Genomic DNA, 17055 nt, shown 5'->3' on the forward strand with positions numbered 1-17055 from the left:
GTCAGATGTGCATAAGAGACAGGGTAGAAGCCTCGCAGGTCGTCCACGCGCTGGCCGAGGTAGTACGTCTCGTCGTCCTTCATGGACAGCGGCCAGCCGTGGTCGAGCGCCTCGCTATCGATGAGGACGGTTTCCGCGCCCAGGACTCCCGCTTCGTGTGCAACCGCCGCGCACTGCGGGTCATTGCCGTCACCGAAGATGCCGATTCTCAAGGACTCTCCCCCCTGGCCGACGCGGGCTCGCTCGATTTCGCCGCGCGTACAGGCAACTACAACGGCGAGCCTCCGACAATCCAGGTGTCTACAGAGGGGGCATTCCGTGACCAAGATTCCCAAGGGCCCATCGTTCATCAAGTACGAGGTCCCCAAGCCACCGGAGCGTGGGGACTGCATCAAGCCTCCCGCTGGCGGCATGACGACGAAGGCGCTCGGCGAGGAGGGGAGCATCAAGCCTCCTCCGGGCGGTGGGATGACCACCAAGGCGCTCGGGGAAGAGGGCGGCGGGCCCAAGCCTCCCGGCGGCGGGATGACCACCAAGGCGCTCGGGGAAGAGGGCGGCGGGGGTCCCAAGCCTCCTGTCACGACGCGCGGGATTGGTGAGGAGGGCGGGACGAAGCCTCCTCCGGGCGGCGGTGTCACCACGCTGGCCGTGGGTGAGGAGGGGAGCGTCAAGCCTCCTCCGAGTGGCGGAGTCACCACGAAGGCGCTCGGCGAAGAAGGTGGCACGAAGCCGCCCATCACGACGCAGGCAGTGGGCGAGGAGGGCGGCACGAAGCCGAAGCCGCCGGTCACCACGCTGGCCGTGGGCGAAGAGGGTGGAACGAAACCTCCTCCGGGCGGCGGGGTGACGACGCTGGCGGTGGGCGAAGAAGGCGGCACGAAGCCTCCTCCCGGCGGTGGGGTGACGACGCTGGCGGTGGGCGAAGAGGGCGGCACGAAGCCTCCTCCCGGCGGCGGCGTCACGACGCACGCCCTGGGAGAAGAGGGCGGCACGAAGTAGCCGGGTACCCACGCCAGAGAAGAAAGGGCCGGTTGCCACGGGGCAGCCGGCCCTTTTCCGTATATGGCCCCTCGCATCCAGGGCCTGCACCGCCAGCAGCCGTGCGGGGCTACCTCGGGTACGGTGACCCAAGGAAGGAGCAGCCCTGACGGTCAGGACGTCGCGGGCTGGATGAGACCGGCCCTGGCGAGCAGTTCGCGCACCCTTCGCGCCAGCGCCACATGCTCCGGATTGGACACCGTGAAGCGCTCGGGGGTGAGGATGATGAGGGTTCCCCGGTCCTCGATCGGCTCGATTCGCACAGGGGCGGGAAGAGGGGGCACTCTTCCGAGGCGGTGAGAGAGATAGGTGAGCCAGTTGAGAGAGAAGGGCGATGAATCAGGCTCTCTGTACTGCATCCTGTAGGAACTCGAACCGGCGAGCGCCCAATCCGGCTCCCAGGCGGACACCATGCCGCGCACGATGCTCATCAACATCGGGGAGGTGAGCAGCCGATCCGCGCTTTCCCCGTCCGAAGGCAGCTCCAGCACGCACAGATTGGACATGCCTTCCGCGTAGCTGCCGCAGATCATATTCAAATGCGCGCGGTCTTGACGTTCTCCGTCGTTGTACGCGGAAACTGTCAGTCCCAACCTTTCGATGGCAGGCCCTCCGGGCTCCCGGTTGACACCGCGCCGGAATGCCTCGGTGAGGACCGCGAGGTCGGGTGGCGTGAGCGGGTTCTTACGGCCACGGCCGCGCGGCTTGGGAATCTTGTTCCAACCGGCAAGCACAGCGTCATACGAGGCCAGCAGGTTGAGCAACGTCTGCGCGCGCCAAGCACACGCCTCGGGCGTTTCCTGCCGAGGGCCCCAGTAGGCGCAGACATTGTAGAGTTCATGCAAGGTCTGGGAGGCGGGCGTACCGGTCACGAAGCTTTCTCCTCAGAGCGCCGGGGAATGAATGACCTCGATTCCTGTAACCGACGCGTTCTCAAGCATTCGCCGAATGGCATCCGCAGCATGCTTCTCCGCGACATGCCACTCAATTGGAATGCCCATGCCCATGACCAGTTCGCTCTGTCGACGAGCCTGGGCGACGAGCTCCGCAGCCTTTCCCGAGTTCCTGAACCATTCCTTGGGGGCGAGTTTGCCATCGAAGAACTCGGCGTAGCCGGGCCCCTTCGCCTCCAGAAGCACCCCGTCCTTGAAGCCATCGAACTTCGTCCCGCCGCTCTTCCTGTCCACACCACCGACCCAGTACGCCTCGTCATAGAAGTGACCCGTGATCTGCTCCTGGTACGCCCGTGCGCGCGGTGGCGCTCCCTTCTCCCCGGATGGTCCCCACTGCCCCGGCCCACGCCCTCCGGCGGGTGATGAGCCGCCAGCAGCCGAGTTCGCCCGGTGCAGGACGAGCACCGCTCCGGGCCCGCCTCCCAGCACCGCCGCCGTCCTTCCCACCGGCACCGCGACGCGCTCCAGCGTCAGTGCCCCCTGGGCGGAGAGCGACAGGACCGGCACCGTCGCCTCCGCGCCGGCCAGCGCCCCCGTCACAGTACGCGTGGTGGACGTGGCGGTCCCCGTCGCCACGAGCAGGTTCGTCGCCAGCTCGGAGAGGGCTCGCACCTGCTCGCCACGCGTCATGTGCCGGAAGCGCTCGAAGTACTCGGGCGACGAGGCGATGAGCGCGGTGACTCCCGCGGGCAGGTGTCTCAGCGCGGCGAGGCTGTCCAGCGGGCGCGTGAAGAACTGCCCCAGCGCGAGCGCCAGCTTCACGAACGCCGCCTCGGCCCCATCCAGCGTGCGGCCCAGGTAGTCCGCGTCGTCGTACACCTCGACGAACACCGGACCGTCCACGGGCTCCAGCTGCTCGTCCGCGAGGCGGAAGACGAAGCCGTCACTCACATAGAAACGCCCCAGCTCGAACGGCCCCGCGCGGAACGCGCCGTCCCGCCATTGCACGTCCGCGGCCTTCTGCTGCGTGCGTCCGCCGTGAACCCAGGCCAGATACCCATCTGGCCGCAGCACCGCCACGCGGGCGAAGCGCGCCACCCGGCGTGAGAGCTCCTCCCGGGACATCTCGCCGTCCTCCAGCACCTGACGCAGCAGATGGCCCAGGGCCATGCGCGGAGGAAAGGTTCCCAACGTCACGGGCTTGCGCAGCACCACTCCCAACAGCCGAGCCGCCTGCGTGGGAGTGAGCGCGTCACTCCGCAGGGGCCGCGCGTCCCTCGCATCCAGCCCCGCGTCCGTCAGCAGCCGCTCCCAGGCAGTGTCGCCTCCCGCACCGCCCCCACGACGGTGCGGCCGTCCCCGTTCATCGGGCCGCGGACGCTCGCTGCTCACGGAGGTGCCACGCGGTGTGGAATCGAGGCTCAACCGCCGTCCGTCCGGAGCAGGCAGGGACGCGCACCCCGTGGACGCCAGGACGCCGCCCAGTCCCGAAACGAGCCAGAGCCAGAACACCACCCACCGAGGGGTTCTCATCGCGTGCCCCTTCATCCAGTCAAGCCAGGAACCGGAATACATGATATCCCAGCAAATATTGACTCAGGCCTCACGCCTGGGCTCGGGGCGGAGCGGCGCGAAGGGGCTGGCGCCGCCTCCATTCTATTGGCACCCGGTCGACCTGTTGGACAGGGCGCTGACACCGGCGCTGCGACCCGGTAGAGCAGGGGCATGTCCCAGGACTCCCAGGCTCCCGTCGCCACTTCCGACTTCAAGGAAGCGCTGTCCCGCTGGGCCAGCGGCGTGGCCGTCGTCTCCGTCCGGGACGCCGAGGGCCTCTGCGCGGCAACCGTGAGCTCCTTCAGCTCGCTCTCGCTGGAGCCCGCGCTCGTCCTCGTCGCGCTCAAGGAGAACTCTCGGACCCTCAAGCGCGTGGAGGCCGCCGGGCGCTTCACCGTGAGCGTCCTCTCCTCCACCCAGCGCGAGGTGGCCGCCAGCTGTGCCAGCGGCGCTCCCGACACGGCCGCCTTCGACGAGAACGCCTGGGTGCGCGACTCCCTCGTCGGACTCTCCTGCTCGCTGCACGAGCTGCGCCGCTACGGAGACCACCTGCTCGTCGTCGGCCAGGTGCGCTCCGTCCAGCGCGGCGTGGAGGCCGAGCCGCTGCTCTACTGGAACCGCGCCTACCGCGCCGTGACGGCCCTCCCGCCCGCCGGGCCCGGGCCGCTCCCCAGCCGGTAGGCCCCTCCTCACCGAACCCACAACACGAAAGGACACACCCGTGCCGTTCACCCTGCCCGAGCTGCCCTACGCGAAGGACGCCCTCGCTCCCCACATCAGCGCCGAGACGCTCGAGTTCCACCACGGCAAGCACCACGCCGCCTACGTGACGAACCTCAACAAGCTCCTCGAGGGCAAGCCCGAGGCCAACAAGTCGCTCGAGGAGGTCATCCTCGGCAGTGACGGCGGCGTCTTCAACAACGCCGCCCAGGTGTGGAACCACACCTTCTACTGGCACTGCATGAAGCCCAACGGCGGCGGCCGCCCCACCGGCGAGCTCGCGGACGCCATCAACCGTGACTTCGGCTCCTTCGAGAAGTTCCGCGAGGAGTTCGCCAACGCCGCCGCCACCCAGTTCGGCTCCGGCTGGGCCTGGCTCGTGCTCGACAACGGCAAGCTCAAGGTCACCAAGACGGGCAACGCCGACCTGCCCATGAAGCATGGCCAGAAGGCCCTGCTCACCATCGACGTCTGGGAGCACGCCTACTACGTCGACTTCCGCAACGCCCGCCCCAAGTACATCGACACCTTCCTCGAGAAGCTCGTGAACTGGGACTTCGTCGCCCAGAACTTCAAGGGCCGCTGAAGCAGCCCCAGGCGCCTCAGGCCGTGGGTGAGGAAGCCCCACGGCTGAGCGTCAACAGCCGGTCGATGAGCTGCGCGGGCTCGGTCGACTTGGGGATGTGCATCTGGAACCCGGCCGCCATCGCGCGCCGGGTGTCCTCCGCCCGCATGTGCGCGGTGAAGGCCGCCGCCGGCAGCCGCGCCGCGCGCGCTCCCAGGGTGCGGACCTTGTGGATGAGCGAGTAGCCGTCCTCCTCCGGCATCGCGATGTCACACAGCATCACGTCGAAGGCGTCCCGCCGGAGCGCGGCGAGCGCGCGCGTGGCCGACTCCGCGGACTCCACCCGCGCGCCATGCTGCTCGAGCACCGTCGCCACCGACTCGCGCGTCTGCGGGTCGTCATCCACCAGCAACACCCGGACGCCCTCCAGCCGGCGGCCGCCCGACTCCCGGGCTCCGGCCTCCGTCGCGTCGTCCTCCTCCGCGAGCCCCGGCAGCCAGACGGTGAACGTGGCGCCCCGGTCCCGTCCCTCGCTCCCGCCCGAAATCCATCCGCCGTGCAGCTCCACCAGTTGCCGGGCAATGGCGAGTCCGAGCCCGAGCCCTCCGGTGGTGCGCGTCGTTCCCTCCTGCTCCTGGCGGAAGGGGGCGAAGAGGCGCTGCTGGAACTCCGGCGCGAAGCCGCGCCCGGTGTCCCGGACCTCGATGCTCAGCCCACCGCCCTCCATCCCCACCCGGACACGGACGCCCCCACCGGGCGGTGTGAACCTCACCGCGTTGGACAGGAGGTTGGACAGCACCTGCTGCAGCCGGGCCGCGTCGGCCTTCACGAGCGGCGTATCGCCCACCGACAACTCCAGCGTGAGCCCCTTCTTCTCCGCCGCCGGACGCATCGCCGCCACGGCGGCCTCGACGATGGGCGCGGGCTCGGCCGGCTCCAGCACCGCGCTGAGCTTCCCGGTCAGCGCTCGCGCCGTGTCGAGCAGATCCTCCACCGTCTTCGCCTGCGCGCGGACGCACTGGCGCAGCCCGGTCATCGCCCGCTCGATGAGGGGTGACACCGTCTCGGCCGGCCGGACGACCTCCAGCCACATGCGCATCGCCGCGACGGGCGTGGCCAGCTCATGCGAGACGCGGGCGAGGAACTCGTCCTTCAGCCGGCTTGCCTGCTCGGCCGAGGCCCGGGCCTGCTGCTCCGCCTCCAGCAGCAGCCGCGCGTCCCGGGTCGGGGCGACGTCGCCGAAGAACGCCGTCTTCGCGAGGTCCATCTCCGCCAGGTCCTCCGTGGGCGGCGACCCGGGTTCGCGAGGCGCTTCGCGGCGCGGCGGGCCCACGCGCTTCTCCGTGCTCTCGGTGAGGGTGCAGAAGAGGCCGTCGACCCCGCCCTCCGCGCCGAACACCGGGCTGACCGCGAAGGTGACGGAGACCTCCTCGCGCGGCCGCTCGCGGTCGACGAACATCCGGAGGTCCTCGCCCCCGCTCGCGACGCCGGTGCGACGGACGTCCTCCATCATCGGGCCGAGCGCGTCCCAGACTTCCGGCCAGGCCTCCCGTCCCGAGCGGCCCAACACCGCGGGGTGCTTCGCCCGGCCGAGCAATGGAATGCATGCGTCGTTGTAGAGGAGCGTCAGCTCCGGCCCCCACCACAGGTGCATCGGGAAGCGCGAGGTGAGGCAGAGACCCAGCGCGACGCGCAGGCGCTCGGGCCAGCCCCCTGGAGGACCGAGCGGCGTGCGCGCCCAGTCGAAGTCCCGCATGCGCCGGGCCTGCTCACCGTCGCCGGGGAAGATGCGCGTGAGCTCATCGATGGGAGTCGTCCGTCGCGGCATGTGTGAAACGTCCTCTGCGAATGCACTTCCGAGCCGACACACCGAGCGTACCGCCGGACGCCACCGGAAAGGCCGTGGGCCCTCGAGGGGCCTGTCAGCACGAGGACAGCTCCGAGGAGGGCGCTGAGGACCCGAAAACCGGTGGGCATCCGCCCTGGGAGGAAGACTCCCCGTGGGTGGCGCGTCCTCTGTATCCCTCGTAGGTAATCACGGGCGAAGTCCCCGGGCTCGCGTGCCGCATGGAGGGCTGGCGGCCGGACACGCCCACGCCGCCCGTCCCGTCCCGGGGCCCGCCAGCTCTGGCCCCGAGCAGGGAAAAGAACGTTGGCTCGCGAAGCCTCGGGAGCAGGGTGTTCGACAGTGAAATCTTCGTGGCCGCCCGTCAGATCCGGGACCGGATTTGGACGGCAGTCACGATAGGGAAGGAGCAATGGTGGAATTGAAGCGCGTGCTGCTCGTGGAAGACAGCCCCAATGACGCGGAGTTGACGCTGGAGGCGTTCGCGGAGACCGGGCTCGCCAACGAGGTGGTCTGGGTGCGGGACGGCCGCGAGGCGCTCGACTACCTCCACCAGGAAGGCTCCTTCTCCAACCGGCCGGCGGGGCTGCCGGCGGTGGTCCTTCTCGATTTGAAGATGCCCAAGGTGGATGGGCTCCAGGTGCTGGAGCACGTGAAGCAGCACCCCCAGCTCAAGACGGTGCCGGTGGTGATGCTCACCAGCAGCCGCGAGGAGGCCGACCTGGCGCGCTCCTATGGCCTGGGCGTCAACGCCTACGTCGTGAAGCCCGTGGGCTTCCAGGACTTCGTCCGCGCCTTGAAGGAGCTGGGGCTGTTCTGGGCGGTGGTGAACGAGCCGCCGCCGGGCTCGCTGCGGAGGACCCAGATGCCATGAGGGCGAGGGCCTTGGTGGAGCGGGAGTTCCCCCTCCAGGCACCGGACCGGGGTGAGTCGCTGGCGCTGCTCCTGGTAGAGGACAGCCCCCTGGATGCCGAGCTCATCGCGGCGCGGCTCGAGGAGGGCGGACTGCGCTTCGAGCTGACGCGGGTGGACAGCGCCGAGAGCTTCCAGGCGGCCCTGAGCGCTCGCCGCTTCGACCTCATCCTCTCCGACTACAGCATCCCCGGCTTCGACGGGCTGGGCGCCCTGGCCCTCAGCCACCGCGAGTGCCCGGAGGTACCGTTCCTCTTCGTGTCGGGAGCCCTGGGCGAGGAGCGGGCCATCGAGCTGCTCAAGCGCGGGGCCACCGACTACGTGCTGAAGAACCGGCTGGAGCGGCTGGTCCCGAGCATCCAACGGGCCCTTCGCGAGGCGCGCGAGCGGGCGGAGCGCCGCTGCGCCGAGGCCCGGCTGCTGGAGCGCGAGCACACCCTCTCCACCCTCATGGCCAACCTGCCGGGCATGGTCTTCCGGCGCAAGGCGGGGAACCGGCCCTGGAGCCTCGCGTTCGCCAGCGACGGCTGCCTGACGCTCACCGGCTGGCCCGCCGAGGCCTTCCGCGAGGGCGGGGAGCGAAGCTGGGACAGCATCGTCCACCCGGACGACGTGGAGCGGATGGAGCAGGAGGCGCGGGCCGCCTTCGCCGAGCGGCGCCAGCTCACGATCACCTACCGCATCCGCACCCGGCAGGGCGAGGAGCGCTGGCTGTGGAGCCGCTCGCTTCCACGGCCCGGCGCGAACGGGGCGCCGGACTATTTCGAGGGCTTCCTGACGGACATCACCCAGCAGAAGCTGGCCGAGGAAGAGGTGAAGCGGCGCATCGAGTTCGAGCAGCAGCTCATCGGCATCGTCTCGCACGACCTGCGCAACCCCCTCAACGCCATCACCCTGGGGGCCGCCATGCTGCTCAAGCGCGAGGGCCTGGAGGAGAAGGTCACCGGCTCGGTGCGGCGCATCCTCTCCAGCGCCGAGCGCGCGGGCCGCATGATTCGGGACCTGCTCGACTTCACCCAGGCGCGGCTGGGCGGCATCCCCGTCGAGCGCACCTCGCTGTGCCTCTACGCCCACGCGGCCCAGGTGCTGGACGAATTGGGGCACGCCTACCCCGAGCGCAAGGTGGAGCTCGCCCGGGAGGGTGACACGAGCGGGGCGTGGGATCCGGACCGCATCGCGCAGGTCATCTCCAACCTCGTGGGCAACGCGCTCCAGTACTCGCCCCGCGACAGCGTGGTGACGGTGCGCACCCGGGGCGAGGCGGACGCGGTGCTGCTGGAAGTCCACAACCCGGGCGAGCCGATTCCGCCCGAGCGGATTCCCGACCTGTTCAAGCCGCTGAGCCGGGGCACGGTCCGGGTGGACATGCAGACCCGCAGCATCGGGCTGGGGCTCTACATCGTCGACAACATCGTGCGCGCCCACGGCGGCACCATCCACGTGACGTCCACCGCCGCGGACGGGACGTGCTTCACGGTGCGGCTGCCGCGCGGCGCCCCTCCCGCCTAGAGCCTCCTCCATGCGTCCACTCGACCTCGCGGATGTCTTCCGCCTGTCTCCCAACCCGTACATGGTGCTGGACCGTCAGCTGCGCTACGTGACGGCCAACGACGCCTACCTGCGCGCCACCGCGAGCCGGCTCGAGGACATCCAGGGACGGGGAGTCTTCGACCTCTTCCCCCACGACCCGAACGACCCCAACAACGAGAGCGTGCAGATGCTGCGCGGCTCGTTGGAGCGGGTGCTTTCCACGCGGGCACCGGACGTCCTCGCGCTCATCCCGTACCGTGTCCCCATGCACACGGAGCAGGGCGTCGTGGTGACGGAGCGCTTCTGGAGCGCCACCCACACGCCGCTGCTGGATGAGCAGGGAGAGGTGGCCTACATCCTCCAGCACACGGTGGACGTGACGGAGCTGCAGCAGCTCAAGCAGGCCGCCGAGGACCAGCGGCGCGAGAGCGTCGCGGCCTCGGCCATGGAGGCCGGGGTGCTGGGCCGGGCCATGAAGCTGCAGGAGACCAACCGGCTGCTGGACACCGAGCGGCGCCACCTGCTGCGCCTCTTCGAGCAGGCCCCCAGCTTCATGGCCTTCCTGCGGGGACGGGAGCACGTCTTCGAGCTGGCCAACCCCGCCTACGAGAAGCTGGTGGGGCGCCGGGACGTGGTGGGCAGGCCCGTGCGGGAGGCCCTGCCGGAGGTGGTGGCACAAGGCTTCGTCGAGCTGCTCGACCGCGTCTACACCTCGGGCGAGCCCTACGTCGGCCGCGGCATGCTTCTCCAGCTGCAGCGGCACGCGGACGCGCCCGCGGAGGAGGTGGCCCTGGACTTCATCTACCAGCCCATCCTGGGGGTGGACGGCAAGGTGTCCGGCATCTTCGTCCAGGGGCACGACATCACCGTGCAGAAGCGGGTGGAGGCCGCCCTCAAGGAGAGCGAGGAGCGCTTCCGCAACATGGCGGACCACGCGCCCGTCATGCTGTGGGTGACGGACCCGTCGGGTGCCTGCACCTACCTCAACCGCAGCTGGTACGAGTTCACCGGGCAGACGGAGGAGACGGGGCTGGGCTTCGGCTGGCTGTCGGCCACGCACCCGGACGACATGAAGCGGGCCCAGGACATCTTCCTCGAGGCCAACGCGAAGAAGGCCGCCTTCCAGCTGGATTACCGGCTGCTGCGCAAGGACGGGGAGTACCGCTGGGCCATCGACTCGGCCGCGCCCCGGTTCAGTCCCTCTGGCGAGTTCCTCGGCTACATCGGCAGCGTCGTCGACCTCACGGAGCGCAAGCGGGTGGAGGAGGAGATGCGCCGGTTCAACGCGCAGCTGGAGCGGCGGGTGCAGGAGCGCACCGCGGCGCTGCTGGAGGCCAACAACGAGCTGGAGTCCTTCAGCTACTCGGTGAGCCATGACCTGCGCGCGCCGCTGCGGCACATCATGGGCTTCGCCAATCTGCTCGAGGCGCGCGCGGGCGCGAGCCTGGACGCCACCGGCCGCCGCCACCTGAAGACCATCTCCGACGCGGCCCGGCAGGGCGGCAAGCTGGTGGATGACCTGCTCGAGTTCAGCCGCATGGGCCGCACGGAGATGAAGAAGTCGACGGTGTCGCTGGGCGAGCTGGTGGCGGAGGCGCAGCGCGACCTGGCGCCGGAGGCCGAGGGGCGCAAGGTGCAGTGGCGCGTGGGGGCGCTGCCCACGGTGCGCGCCGACTCGGCGCTCTTGCGGCTGGTGCTCAAGAACCTGCTGTCCAACGCGCTGAAGTATTCGCGCACCCGCGAGGAGGCCGTCATCGAGGTGTGGGCCCAGGAGGGGGACGGCGAGGTCGAGGTGCTGGTGCGCGACAACGGCGTGGGCTTCGAGATGCAGTACGTCGACAAGCTCTTCGGCGTCTTCCAGCGGCTGCACCGGGCCGAGCAGTTCGAGGGGACGGGCATCGGCCTGGCCAACGTGCGGCGCATCATCGCCCGGCATGGGGGCCGCACCTGGGCCGAGGGCGCGGTGGGGCAGGGCGCCACCTTCCACTTCACGCTGCCGCGTGAGGAGCCCGCCCGCTCCCTGTCCGCCTGAGGGGTGGGAGAGCAACGTCCTCCAGCCCCTGGTGATGGGCCGCGTCCTGCCGCTCCACCCGGCGGTGCTGCTGCTGGCCGTCACCGCGGGGGCGATGGCGTGGGGCATCGCCGGGGCCTTCGTCGCCGTGCCGCTGCTGGCCATGGTGACGGCGGGAACCCAGGCCTTCCTCGCCGAGGGACGCAAGCTGCGGCCTCGCGAGCGGGAGCAGCCAGCCGAGCCTCCCGGACTGGAGCCCGGCAGACACCTGGAGCACTGAGGCCCGAGCGGAGCACCCGGGCTGGACAGCAGGAGGGAACCCGGCGTATTATTTGAGCTCAAACTAATTGACGCGCCGCGATGTCGACGTCGTCGGAGCAGGCCCCATGACCCGCGCCTTCCTGTTGCTGCTGTTGCTGTCCTGCCTGCCTTCGCTCGCGCTGGAGGTGGGAGTGGGGACAAGCGACGGGGAGCCCGCGGCGGTTCCGGGCAGCCTCGCCTTGCTGTCCTCGGAGCAGGGCGAGGCGCTGCGCGCGGCGCTGCCGTCCTTCTTCTTCACGCGGCCCGTGGGAGCGATGGAGCTGTGGCAGTGGCTGGGGCTGGCGCTGGTGATGGGAATGGGCTGGCTGGCCGGGCGGGCCCTGGAGGGAGTGGCGCTGCGCATCGCCGTGCGGGCGTCGGGGCTGACGCGCTCGGGCTGGGATGACCAGCTGGTGGCCTCGGGGCTGGGGCCGCTGCGCTACCTGCTGTTCGCGGTGACGGTGGCCCTGGGTTCGCTGGCGCTGCGGCTGCCTCCCGAGGCGCGGCACGTCGTGGACGTGGGGGCGCGCTCGGTGGTCATCGCCACCGTGGCGTGGTTCCTCCTGCGCTTCGTGAAGCTGGCCTCGCGCTTCGTGGAGCAGACGGTGGCGAAGGAGGCGAGCGGCGCGGACGTCGCGCGCGCCCGGGGTCTGCGCACGCAGCTCGCGGTGCTCCGGCGCGTGGCGGAGGTCGTCGTGGTGCTGGTGTCGGCCTCGCTGGTGCTGCTCCAGTTCGAGGCGGTGCGCAACGTGGGCGTGTCGCTGCTGGCGTCCGCGGGCCTGGCGGGCCTCGTCATCGGCCTGGCGGCGCAGAAGTCCATCTCCACGCTGCTGGCCGGCATCCAGCTGTCCATCACCCAGCCCATGCGCATCGGCGACACCGTCATCGTGGAGGGCGAGTGGGGCTGGGTGGAGGAAATCACCCTCACGTACGTGGTGGTGAAGGTCTGGGACCTGCGGCGGCTGGTGGTGCCCATGAGCCACTTCCTGGAGAAGCCCTTCCAGAACTGGAGCAAGGTGGCGCCGGACATCCTGGGCACCGCGGAGGTGTACGTGGACTTCCGCACGGACGTGTCGGCGGTGCGCGCGGAGCTCAAGCGCGTGCTGGAGCAGGAGTCCCAGGGGCTGTGGGACGGCAAGGTGCACGGCCTCCAGGTGACGGACTGCACCGAGCGGACGATGAAGCTGCGCGCCCTGGTGAGCGCGTCGGACGCGGGGAAGGCATTCGATTTGCGGTGCCTCGTGCGCGAGAAGCTCATCGCCTGGCTGCAGCGCCAGCCCCACGGACTGCCGCTGACGCGCGCCGAGGCGAGCCTCGAGCTGCCGGCCGCGCGCGAGGTGCCCCTGTCCGACACGCGCGGGGCCGGGGGCAATGTCCTCGCCGTCCGGCCTACTTCTTCCTGAAGAGAAAGGCGTCCGCGAAGCCCTGCACGTGATTCTGCGGCTTCGAGAAGATGAAGGTGATGACGCTCACGCGCCGCTCCGCGTAGGCCATGGCCAGCTCCGCGATGGAACGCACGTCCTCCGAGCGGATGGGGCTGTAGCGGAACTTCTCCGGACGGCCCGCGTCGCACACGAGCAGACCGCTGGCCGTCAGGTCCGCCAGCCGGGCGTCCGCTGAGACGTCGGTGATGCGGAGCTCCAGGGCCACCTCGGCTGCCGTCCACTCCCGCTCCGCTCGAGCCCGAAGGAGGAGGAGAACCTCCAGCTTCTCGATGGAGTCGATGTGCGCCATGAGGAAGCCCCGCACTCGTTCTGGCAGGGCGGCGTCAGTCACGTCTGTACCTATGGATATAGATGCTTTGAGCGTCAACTAATTCCGTCAGGGCTGTGTTGACGAGAAATGGGGCCAGCCGGGCGGGGGCTCGCGGGAGGCCCGGGGGCCGGGCTGGGTACTTCGTTGCCTGGGTGGCATTTCGTCCTCACACTCCATGGAGGCCCTCCACGGCGCCGGCAGGCGCATCGACAGGAAGGATGGGTGGGCGGATGGGAAACGACCAGCGCGCGGGGCCTATCGAGGCGCTGCGGAACCTGACCCTGAAGCTCGAGCGCCTGGCGGTGCGCGAGGCGATGAGCGGCGCGGTGAGCGGTGCGGCGGAGGGGGTGCGCAAGGAAGTCCCCGAGCTGGACGGGCAGATACGAGCGCTCGCGCAGGACGCGCTCACGGTGCTGGCGCGGCTGGTGCACGACGCCGCCGAGCGAGAGCAGGCGGGCGCCGGGGCCACGGCCCACACGCTGGCGGCGGCGGCGATGCAGGGCGCGCTGGAGGTGGTGGAGCGCCAGTGGCGGAGCGGCGGCATGCCGCTGCTCGGCTTCATCGCGCGCGTCAACCACCTCTTCGACGAGGTGGTGGAGTTCGCGCGCTCGCGCACGGACGAGATTCGCTCGCCGGGAGACCGGGCTGGCGCCATGGCCCAGGGCGTCGTGAAGGTGACCGTGGAGGAACTGCAGGAAGCCGTGCCGCGGCTCGCGGAGAGCGCGCGGTGCCTGGCGCCCCTCGGTCAGGAGATGGCCGCGAAGGTGGGGCGGGGCTTCGTCGAGGGCGTCGAGACGAAGCTGCGGGAGGAGTCCGACGCGCTCGTGGGGCTGTTGGAGCACGCGGGCCGGGGGCTGGTGCGCGGGCTGGCCGCGGGCATCCGCGAGGAGCTGGCCTCGACTCCGGCGGCCTCGGCGGAGGCCCTGGGCGCGTCCCTGGAGAAGCTCGCGGAGCGCTCCGCCGCGGCCACCGTGCGCGGCGCGGGTGGGGAGCTGGAAGGGCAGGGTCGCCGCTGGCACGAGGCGCTGCGAAACCTTGGAGTGCTGCGGCGCGCGAGCCGGGAAGTCACGGGGGGCGCGATGGAGGCCCTGGGCACCGTGCTGCGCTGGCCCGTCATGGCGGCGGTGGGGGCGGGCAGCGCGCTCATGGCCCTGTCGTTGCTGACGCTGCGCCGGCGCATGGCGTAGGGCGCGTCCACCGTCACAAGCACCGTCACGTGCACCGAAGACATCGAGGGCCCGGGTCGCCGGAGCCCTCTCGTCATGTCTGCCTTTGAGGGCGAGGTCGTCCCGGCACGACGACAGTCACCCACGGCCGGGGGCGCGCCTGTTCATGCGGGGCGCAGACATCAGCTTGCCCTCTCCATTGTCGATGCCTCTTGGAGTGCGCATGAGAGCCCCGGGCCGCTGGCCTCACGGAAGCGCTGTTTGTCTATTCGTCTGCCTTTTCTGGAGCCTGAGCGCGGGCGCCCGTCTCCCGAGCGCCAGCGCGCTCCCGGCGGGCTTCACGCAGGAGGTCGTGGTGTCGGGCCTCGCGTACCCGACGGCGTTCGCGGCGCTCCCCGACGGCAGCCTCCTCATCGCGGAGAAGGCCGGGGTGGTGCGGCTCTTCAAGCACGGCGTGCTCCAGTCCACCCCCTTCATCGACCTCCGGGAGCGGGTGAACAGCCACCACGACCGGGGCCTGCTCGGGCTGACGGTGGACCCCGGCTACGCCTCGAATGGCTTCGTCTACCTGCTCTACACATATGACGACGACGCCACGGACGACACCGGACCCAAGACGGCGCGGCTGTCCCGGTACACGGCGGCGGGGGACACCGCGTCGCCCGCGAGCGAATACGTGCTGCTCGGCACCGTGGTGGGCAGCTCCTGCAATCACTTCCCTCCCGGCACGGACTGCATCCCCTCGGACAGTGCCTCGCACTCGGTGGGCAGCGTGCGCTTCGCGGGGGACGGCACACTCTTCGTGTCGCTCGGGGACGGGGCCCGCTACGACGGGGTGGACGACGACGCCCTGCGCGCGCAGGACCTGGACTCGCTGGCGGGCAAGGTGCTGCGCATCACCCCGCTGGGAAGGGGCGTGTCGTCGAATCCGTTCTGGACCGGGGATGCCGGCGCCAACCGCTCGAAGGTCTGGGCGTATGGGCTGCGCAATCCCTATCGCTTCAATCTCAGGCCGGGCTCGGACATCCCCTACCTGGGGGACGTGGGCTGGAACACGTACGAGGAACTCGGCGTCGCGAGCGCGGGCGCCAACTTCGGATGGCCCTGCTACGAGGGCTACTTCCGCCAGCCCGGCTACGAGCCCAAGCCGCTGTGCCAGCTGCTCTACGGCCAGGGCCCCTCGGGCGTGAAGCCGCCGCTGCATGCGTGGAACCATTCCGCCGGCCGGACGGCCACGGGCGGCGCCTTCTACACCGGCGCGGCCTACCCGGAGGCGTGGCGCGGGGCGTACTTCTTCGCGGACTACGGCGAGCAGTGGATTGGCGCCCTGCGCGTGGACGCGCAGGACAACCTCATCCCCGGCAGCGTGACGACGTTCGCGACGGACGTGGGCGGCGTGGTGGCGCTGGACGTCGGGCCCGACACCAACCTCTACCTCGTGGACATCCTCGCCGGAGAGGTGCGCCGCATCCGCTACACGGCGGGCAACACGCCGCCCACGGCCATGGCGTCCGCCACCCCGAGCCAGGGCGACGTGCCGCTGCACGTGCGGTTCTCCAGCGCGGGCTCCAACGACCCGGATGGAGACCCGCTCCAGTACACGTGGGACTTCGGTGACGGCAGCGCTCCCTCGGACCTCGCCCACCCGGAGCACACCTACTCGACGGCCGGCGTCTACATGGCCCGCCTGAGCGTGAGTGACGGACGGGGAGGGGTCCACTCGGCGATGGTGCGCATCTCCGTGGGCAACAGCGCGCCCGTCGTCACCCTCACCGCGCCGTCGCCGTCGTACCGGTTCCGGGTGGGGGACGTGGTGACGTATGCCGGCTCGGCGACCGACGCGGAGGACGGCCCCATTCCGGACGCGCGGCTGTCGTGGACCATCACGCTCCACCACTGCGCCGGCGTGGACTGCCACACCCACCCGTACGCCACGAGCACGGGCCCGAGCGGGAGCTTCACCGTCGCGGACCATGGCGACCAGGTCTTCTTCGAGCTCACGCTCACCGCGACGGACTCGGCGGGCCTGAGCGGTTCGAGCACGGTGACGGTGCACCCGTTGACGGTGCAGGTGCGGCTGGAGACCTCGCCTCCCGGGCTGCGGCTGGTGTTCGACGGGCAGGCGGCGACCGCCCCCTTCGTGCGCCCGGTCATCGTCGGCTCCACGCACACCCTCCATGCGCCGTCCCCTCAAGGGGAGGCCGTCTTCCAGGGCTGGGCGGACGGTGGGCCGGCCTCGCGGAGCATCGTCGCGGGGACCACCGACGCCACGTACACGGCCTTCTTCGCTCCCGCTGTCCCCAGCGACTGCCCGCTCGGCACGTACCGGGCGGAGTACTTCAACAACCGGGACCTGGTGGGCCCCCCCGCGCTCGTGCGCTGCGAGTCCGCGCCGCTCTCCCACGACTGGGGCGCTGGCAGCCCCGCGCCGCCGTGGGTGGGCGTGGATGGGTTCTCCGTGAGGTGGACGGGGCGCTTCTCCCTGCGCTCGGGCGGCTACTTCTTCACGGCCGAGGCGGATGACGGCGTGCGGGTGTACGTGAACGGAACCCGCATCATCGACGCGTGGAGGGACCAGTCGCCCACCACGTACCTCGCCTGGCGCTACCTGGGCTCCGGCACGCACCGCGTCGTCATGGAGTATTACGAGAACGGGGGAGGGGCCATGGCGCGCCTCCGGTGGTTCCGGTGAGGGGACGCCTGCCTGCCTGCCCAGCGGACGCACGCCGTACCGGTCCGGCCAACCCGCCGGATCGTGCCTAGCG

General features: G+C 70.5%; 14 protein-coding genes and 1 pseudogene. 10 read left to right on the forward strand and 5 right to left on the reverse strand.

Translation table 11 applies throughout. The annotated features are described in order from the left end of the window. Positions 1–212: pseudogene (locus HG543_RS14900) on the reverse strand (hypothetical protein); the annotation flags it as partial. A 106-nt stretch (positions 213–318) separates the two neighbouring features. On the opposite strand from HG543_RS14900, the gene HG543_RS14905 reads away from it, so the two are divergent. Further along, positions 319–999, forward strand: coding sequence for a hypothetical protein (locus HG543_RS14905; protein ID WP_169345424.1), 681 nt, complete (start codon positions 319–321; stop codon positions 997–999). Between the two features lie 152 nt (positions 1000–1151). Here HG543_RS14905 and HG543_RS55290 read toward each other — a convergent pair whose 3' ends face one another. Together HG543_RS55290 and HG543_RS56300 are read right to left on the reverse strand one after the other, a co-directional pair. Further along, positions 1152–1910: an immunity 52 family protein gene (locus HG543_RS55290; protein WP_343073358.1), complete on the reverse strand. Its 759-nt coding sequence runs from the start codon at positions 1908–1910 to the stop codon at positions 1152–1154. A 12-nt stretch (positions 1911–1922) separates the two neighbouring features. Beyond that, the gene (locus HG543_RS56300; RefSeq protein WP_281404403.1) at positions 1923–3464 is read right to left on the reverse strand and encodes a Tox-REase-5 domain-containing protein; all 1542 of its coding nucleotides are present in this window, start codon (positions 3462–3464) and stop codon (positions 1923–1925) included. Between the two features lie 192 nt (positions 3465–3656). Between HG543_RS56300 and HG543_RS14920 the strand changes: the two genes are divergently transcribed. Further along, positions 3657–4166 carry a flavin reductase family protein gene (locus HG543_RS14920; RefSeq protein ID WP_169345425.1) on the forward strand — a complete coding sequence of 170 codons (510 nt, stop codon included), beginning with the start codon at positions 3657–3659 and terminating at the stop codon, positions 4164–4166. A 40-nt stretch (positions 4167–4206) separates the two neighbouring features. Continuing rightward, positions 4207–4791, forward strand: coding sequence for a Fe-Mn family superoxide dismutase (locus HG543_RS14925; RefSeq protein WP_169345426.1), 585 nt, complete (start codon positions 4207–4209; stop codon positions 4789–4791). Positions 4792–4807: 16 nt separating this feature from the next. Here the strand turns inward: HG543_RS14925 and HG543_RS14930 are convergent, their stop codons facing one another. Next, positions 4808–6598, reverse strand: a complete 1791-nt coding sequence (locus HG543_RS14930; RefSeq protein WP_169345427.1) for a hybrid sensor histidine kinase/response regulator — start codon at positions 6596–6598, stop codon at positions 4808–4810. A 430-nt stretch (positions 6599–7028) separates the two neighbouring features. Between HG543_RS14930 and HG543_RS14935 the strand changes: the two genes are divergently transcribed. The 5 genes from HG543_RS14935 to HG543_RS56310 all read left to right on the forward strand — a co-directional run bounded on the left by HG543_RS14935 (position 7029) and on the right by HG543_RS56310 (position 12772). Next, on the forward strand, positions 7029–7490 hold the full coding sequence (locus HG543_RS14935) for a response regulator (RefSeq protein ID WP_169345428.1): 462 nt from the start codon (positions 7029–7031) through the stop codon (positions 7488–7490). After that, positions 7487–9037 carry a sensor histidine kinase gene (locus HG543_RS14940; protein WP_169345429.1) on the forward strand — a complete coding sequence of 517 codons (1551 nt, stop codon included), beginning with the start codon at positions 7487–7489 and terminating at the stop codon, positions 9035–9037. The genes HG543_RS14935 and HG543_RS14940 overlap by 4 nt, the downstream gene beginning before the upstream one ends. 10 nt (positions 9038–9047) lie before the next feature. After that, positions 9048–11090 (forward strand): PAS domain-containing protein, encoded by a 2043-nt coding sequence (locus tag HG543_RS14945; protein ID WP_169345430.1) that lies wholly within the window; start codon positions 9048–9050, stop codon positions 11088–11090. Further along, complete coding sequence (locus tag HG543_RS56305) at positions 10993–11349, forward strand: AI-2E family transporter (protein ID WP_169345431.1); 357 nt, start codon at positions 10993–10995, stop codon at positions 11347–11349. Before HG543_RS14945 ends, HG543_RS56305 begins: the two co-directional genes overlap by 98 nt. A 106-nt stretch (positions 11350–11455) precedes the next feature. Continuing rightward, a complete protein-coding gene (locus HG543_RS56310) occupies positions 11456–12772 on the forward strand; it encodes a mechanosensitive ion channel family protein (protein WP_169345432.1) in 1317 nt (438 codons plus the stop codon). Here HG543_RS56310 and HG543_RS14960 read toward each other — a convergent pair. Next, positions 12759–13103, reverse strand: a complete 345-nt coding sequence (locus HG543_RS14960) for a hypothetical protein (RefSeq protein WP_211193936.1) — start codon at positions 13101–13103, stop codon at positions 12759–12761. The two genes, HG543_RS56310 and HG543_RS14960, sit on opposite strands and share 14 nt — an antisense overlap. 251 nt (positions 13104–13354) lie before the next feature. Here HG543_RS14960 and HG543_RS14965 point away from each other — a divergent pair, with 251 nt between their 5' ends. After that, a complete protein-coding gene (locus HG543_RS14965) occupies positions 13355–14311 on the forward strand; it encodes a hypothetical protein (RefSeq protein ID WP_169345434.1) in 957 nt (318 codons plus the stop codon). A gap of 334 nt (positions 14312–14645) precedes the next feature. Next, on the forward strand, positions 14646–16982 hold the full coding sequence (locus tag HG543_RS14970; RefSeq protein WP_343073359.1) for a PQQ-dependent sugar dehydrogenase: 2337 nt from the start codon (positions 14646–14648) through the stop codon (positions 16980–16982). The last annotated feature ends 73 nt before the right edge of the window (positions 16983–17055 follow it).

Source organism: Pyxidicoccus fallax (genome assembly GCF_012933655.1).
Lineage (GTDB): Bacteria > Myxococcota > Myxococcia > Myxococcales > Myxococcaceae > Myxococcus > Myxococcus fallax.

Bases quoted from the DNA above. Each gene is read 5' to 3' on its own strand.
- HG543_RS56300 (WP_281404403.1), bottom strand. From the start codon at position 3,464: ATGAGAACCCCTCGGTGGGTGGTGTTCTGGCTCTGGCTCGTTTCGGGA.
- HG543_RS14920 (WP_169345425.1), top strand. From the start codon at position 3,657: ATGTCCCAGGACTCCCAGGCTCCCGTCGCCACTTCCGACTTCAAGGAA.
- HG543_RS14930 (WP_169345427.1), bottom strand. From the start codon at position 6,598: ATGCCGCGACGGACGACTCCCATCGATGAGCTCACGCGCATCTTCCCC.
- HG543_RS14935 (WP_169345428.1), top strand. From the start codon at position 7,029: ATGGTGGAATTGAAGCGCGTGCTGCTCGTGGAAGACAGCCCCAATGAC.
- HG543_RS14940 (WP_169345429.1), top strand. From the start codon at position 7,487: ATGAGGGCGAGGGCCTTGGTGGAGCGGGAGTTCCCCCTCCAGGCACCG.
- HG543_RS14945 (WP_169345430.1), top strand. From the start codon at position 9,048: ATGCGTCCACTCGACCTCGCGGATGTCTTCCGCCTGTCTCCCAACCCG.
- HG543_RS56305 (WP_169345431.1), top strand. From the start codon at position 10,993: ATGGGGGCCGCACCTGGGCCGAGGGCGCGGTGGGGCAGGGCGCCACCT.
- HG543_RS56310 (WP_169345432.1), top strand. From the start codon at position 11,456: ATGACCCGCGCCTTCCTGTTGCTGCTGTTGCTGTCCTGCCTGCCTTCG.
- HG543_RS14960 (WP_211193936.1), bottom strand. From the start codon at position 13,103: ATGGCGCACATCGACTCCATCGAGAAGCTGGAGGTTCTCCTCCTCCTT.
- HG543_RS14965 (WP_169345434.1), top strand. From the start codon at position 13,355: ATGGGAAACGACCAGCGCGCGGGGCCTATCGAGGCGCTGCGGAACCTG.